The organism is Lutibacter oricola, from assembly GCF_900106565.1.
In the GTDB taxonomy this organism is placed as follows: Bacteria; Bacteroidota; Bacteroidia; order Flavobacteriales; family Flavobacteriaceae; genus Lutibacter; species Lutibacter oricola.
In genome coordinates, this window is record NZ_FNNJ01000028.1 from 1 (window position 1) to 4251 (window position 4251).

Consider the following 4251-nt stretch of genomic DNA (forward strand, 5'->3'; position numbering starts at 1 on the left):
ACACTTACGAAAATCCTAAAGGGATTTTCTTTGTCAGTAATTATTTATTAAATTCAGTGCTTAAACACTCAACAAAACATACCACAAACCGTTGGCAAACATAAAATGATGAAAAAGATTTTAAAAATTATTGGAGTTCTTCTCCTATTAATGATAATTGCGATAGGTATATTTATTTATAATACTTCATCTCAATACAAAAAAATGAGTGAAGGAGAATTAACAATGCAAACTCTCAAAGACACAATACCATTTTCATATTCTGCATCTGGACATATTTTGATAAATGCAAAGATAAACGATAGCGAAAAAGATTATAAATTCATTCTCGATAGTGGAGCTGCAAGTTTTATTTTCACTAATCTTCGAGAAGAAATCCAGTTAGAAAACAACGGGTTTGGAATTGGAAAAAATTCATCCGGTAGTTATTTTACTTCAAAAATTAAAAAAATTAATTCCTTACAAATAGAAAATTTATACTTCACTAATTTAAATGCTAAAGAAATTGATTTCAGTATGGACTGTTTAGAAGATGTTTACGGACTAATTGGAATTGGAGTTATGCGTCATTTAATATGGAATATTGATTTTAAAAATGATATAATTATAGTGTCAAAAAAAATTGAAAATTTTAAGTTTCAAGATAATCGTATTGAAATTCCGCTTACAGAAAATAGATTCAGTCATCATATCAGCACTTCAATAAAATTAAGAGAAAATAATAAATCAACATCAGTTTTAGTTGATTTAGGAAATAGTGGAATTTTAAGTTTAAAAGAAAACAGAGTTCTTAAAGATTCAATTAATTTTAAATCTAAAAAGATTTTGGGAATAGGAAGTACTGGACTAGCTGATAATGAAAAAATAATATCAAAAGAAAAATTCTACTTACTCGATAGCATTTATTTTGGTAAAACCAATTATTTTGTGAATAATTTACCAGTAATGACGAGCCCAAATGGATTAAATTTATTAGGATTAGGTTTTTTTAAAAAATACAAAACAACGATTAGTTGGTTTGATAAAAAATTGATTTTAGAACCTTATGAAAACAACCTAGATTTTAATTTTAAAACTTATGGTTTCACTACAAAAAATGATAAAGAAGAAAATAAAATTATAATAAAAAGTATTACAGAAAATTCTTCAGCTTCAAGATTAAAGATTCCATTAAAATCAGAAGTAGTATCAATAAATAATATCAATATGATCGATTTGAAAACGTATTGTGAATACAAAGCAACAAGAAATATTGGCGATTCAATTACTATTAAAATTAAACATAATAATTCAATTAAACAATTTTCAATAAAAAAAGAATATTTATTCAATTAAACTTACGATTTGCCAACAACTGGTATATTTTATAGCTTGGTTTTAGCACACTTACGAAAATCCTTAAGGGATTTTCTTGGTCAGTAATTATTTACTAAATTTATTGCTTAAACACGCCACAAAACATACCAAAAACCGTTAGCACCTATTACGATAAAACCTTGAAAGCAAAAAATGATATATTTCATTACATCAAAAATGCCTAATTATGATAAAAGCATAATTGAAAAAACTATCAGAAAAATCTCATCAAAAAAGCATCTTTCTTTAGATGTTTTAAGTAAAATTGAAAATACTCATATTGAGAATAAATATTTTTACGGATTAGAAAATGATACTCAATTGAAAATAACAAGAATAAGATCATATTTCGAGAAAATATTTCCACGAATAATAATACGATTTGATAAAAAGGATTTTAATACTTTTTATTTACGATTTAATTTATTGACAACATTTTTTTTGTTATTTATGATTATTTCTGTAATTATGAATATTATCTATTCAATAGAATCCAAATCAATTGACAAAGATTTAATTACTTTAACAATTATTTCATTTGGATTTGTAATTTTGTCTGTCCGAGAATATAAATTGTTGATAAAAATATTAATCAGAGAAATTAATATGATTGAGAATAGAAATGATTAAAAAAACAGGTGCTAACACTGTTTATATTTTATAGCTAGGTTCTAGCACATTTACGAAAATCCTATCGGATTTTCTACGTTAGTGTTTTATTTAGTAAATTAGTAGTTTAAAAAACGCTACAAAACATACACAAACCCGTTGGCACTAATAAAACGAAAATAACTTCCCATATTGGTAACTTTTTAATATCTTTGTAAAATAAAAGATAAAATAGTGAGAATTATATCAAGAAAAACTTTACGAGAATTTTGGATAAAGCATAATGATTGTGAAGAACAATTAAAATCCTGGCACAGAGAAACTGAAAAATCAAATTGGAATAATCCAAATGAGTTAAAAAGAGAATATCCGAGTGCAAGTATTTTAGAAAACAATCGAGTAGTTTTTAATATCAAAGGAAATAACTACAGATTGATTGTGAAAATAAATTATGATTATAAGATTATTTGGATTCGATTTTTAGGAACACATTCCGAATATGATAAAATTGACGCTACTAACATTTAAAGATAAAAATTATGGAAATTAAACCTATAAAAACAAATAACGATTACGAAAAAGCACTAGAAAGATTAGAAGATATTTTTGATGCTAAAATAGGCACAAAACAAGGTGATGAATTAGAAATCTTAACAATCTTGATTGAAAAGTACGAGAAAGAGATTTATCCAATTGAAATGCCCGATCCAATAGAAGCAATTAAATTCAGGATGGAACAATTAGGAATGAAACAGAAAGATTTAGCTGAAGTTATGGGATTTAAAAGTCGAGTTAGTGAAATTCTAAATCGAAAAAGAAAACTTACAATTGATATGATTAGAAATTTAAATCAAAAATTGAACATTCCAAGTGAGGTTCTGATTCAAAATTACTAGTGCCAACAACTGGTATATTTTATTGTTTGGTTTTAACACACTTACGAAAATCCTATCGGATTTTCTTGGTCGGTAATTATTTACTAAATTTATAGCTTAATCACTCAACAAAACATACCAAAAACCGTTGTGTGCAATAAGAAAAAACCACCGTTAAGAAATGAACAATAGAGAAAAAAGGGAACTTATTTTTAAAATTTATTCTGATAATTTTCAATCTATTGTTGACAATACAGATTTAAAAAAAACATACGACAAAGACTATGGATATTATTGTCCACTTTGTTCAGAACATTTTAACAAACAAAATTTAGACGATAAAACGCTTACTCTTGAACATAATCCACCAAAATCTCTTGGAGGAAAAGGGTCAATTTTAACTTGTAAAAAATGTAATTCTAAATCTGGTCATAGTATTGACGTGGAATTACTAAACGCTTTAGAAACTTTAGATAATTATTCATTTAAACCAAATTCAGAGTTTAGAACAAAATTTCATAACGAATCTACAGGAGACAAAGGCGTTAATGCTAAAATTAAAATAGACAACGAGGGAAAGTTTATTATAAATGTTGATAGCAAAAATAACAATCCAAAAATATCAGAAAAATTTTTTAATAGTGCAAGTCAAACATATCACAATCCAATGTTTACAACGGATTTAAAAAATATAGGTTGGCAAAAAAAATTGTCTTTTAACTTTCCGAAACCAGAACCTTTAAATGAAAAAATATTAGCAATTTCTTTACTTAAAATTGCATATTTACTGGCTTTTGAAAAACTTGGCTATATTTTTTTATTTAGCAAGAATATGCAAATTATCCGACAACAATTGGATAATCCAGATAAGGAAATTATAAAACGACCATTTTGGATTAAATATGATTTTCCAGACGATAATCTTGGAGTTAATATAATAACGAAACCAAGAGAATTGAGAGCTTTTTTAATAATATTTGATTTAAAAACAAATTCAGACAAATATAGATTTGCAATTGTACTTCCGAGTTTAGGAGAAAATGATGACAAAATTTACGATATTCTACCTGAACAGTTAACAAATGGAAAAGGTTTTATAAACTGTGAATTAAATAATTATATCAATTCCAACTATGACATTAAAAAAGTTCAAGAAACATTTAAACTTGTACGTTATTGGGATGAAATAATAGAAAAAATGGAGTAAATTACTGCACACAACAATTGGTATATTTTATTGTTTGGTTTTAGCCTACTTACGAAAATCCTATCGGATTTTCTTGGTCAGTAATTATTTACTAAATTTATAGCTAAATCACTCAACAAAACATACCAAAAACCGTTGCTTGTAACAGCGGATTTCACTTCTGAAATCCACATTTTAGTCATTTAAGATTAAAATAGTTAGTCT

General features: G+C 25.8%; 5 protein-coding genes. All 5 read left to right on the top strand.

Features of this window, described 5'->3' with window-relative positions; translation table 11 throughout:
* Positions 1-108 precede the first annotated feature (108 nt).
* The 5 genes from BLU40_RS17095 (at position 109) to BLU40_RS17115 (ending at position 4047) form a co-directional block, all read left to right on the top strand.
* A complete protein-coding gene (locus tag BLU40_RS17095; RefSeq protein ID WP_175454829.1) occupies positions 109-1335 on the top strand; it encodes an aspartyl protease family protein in 1227 nt (408 codons plus the stop codon).
* Between the two features lie 174 nt (positions 1336-1509).
* Positions 1510-1986: a hypothetical protein gene (locus tag BLU40_RS17100; RefSeq protein ID WP_090126642.1), complete on the top strand. Its 477-nt coding sequence runs from the start codon at positions 1510-1512 to the stop codon at positions 1984-1986.
* A 213-nt stretch (positions 1987-2199) separates the two neighbouring features.
* Positions 2200-2493 (top strand): type II toxin-antitoxin system HigB family toxin, encoded by a 294-nt coding sequence (locus tag BLU40_RS17105; RefSeq protein WP_090126645.1) that lies wholly within the window; start codon positions 2200-2202, stop codon positions 2491-2493.
* Positions 2494-2504: 11 nt separating this feature from the next.
* A complete protein-coding gene (locus tag BLU40_RS17110) occupies positions 2505-2861 on the top strand; it encodes a helix-turn-helix domain-containing protein (protein WP_090126648.1) in 357 nt (118 codons plus the stop codon).
* A 160-nt stretch (positions 2862-3021) separates the two neighbouring features.
* A complete protein-coding gene (locus tag BLU40_RS17115) occupies positions 3022-4047 on the top strand; it encodes an HNH endonuclease (RefSeq protein ID WP_090126651.1) in 1026 nt (341 codons plus the stop codon).
* Positions 4048-4251: the final 204 nt, after the last annotated feature.

Coding starts and splice junctions, on each gene's coding strand:
- BLU40_RS17095 (WP_175454829.1), top strand. CDS start 109: ATGAAAAAGATTTTAAAAATTATTGGAGTTCTTCTCCTATTAATGATA.
- BLU40_RS17100 (WP_090126642.1), top strand. CDS start 1,510: ATGATATATTTCATTACATCAAAAATGCCTAATTATGATAAAAGCATA.
- BLU40_RS17110 (WP_090126648.1), top strand. CDS start 2,505: ATGGAAATTAAACCTATAAAAACAAATAACGATTACGAAAAAGCACTA.
- BLU40_RS17115 (WP_090126651.1), top strand. CDS start 3,022: ATGAACAATAGAGAAAAAAGGGAACTTATTTTTAAAATTTATTCTGAT.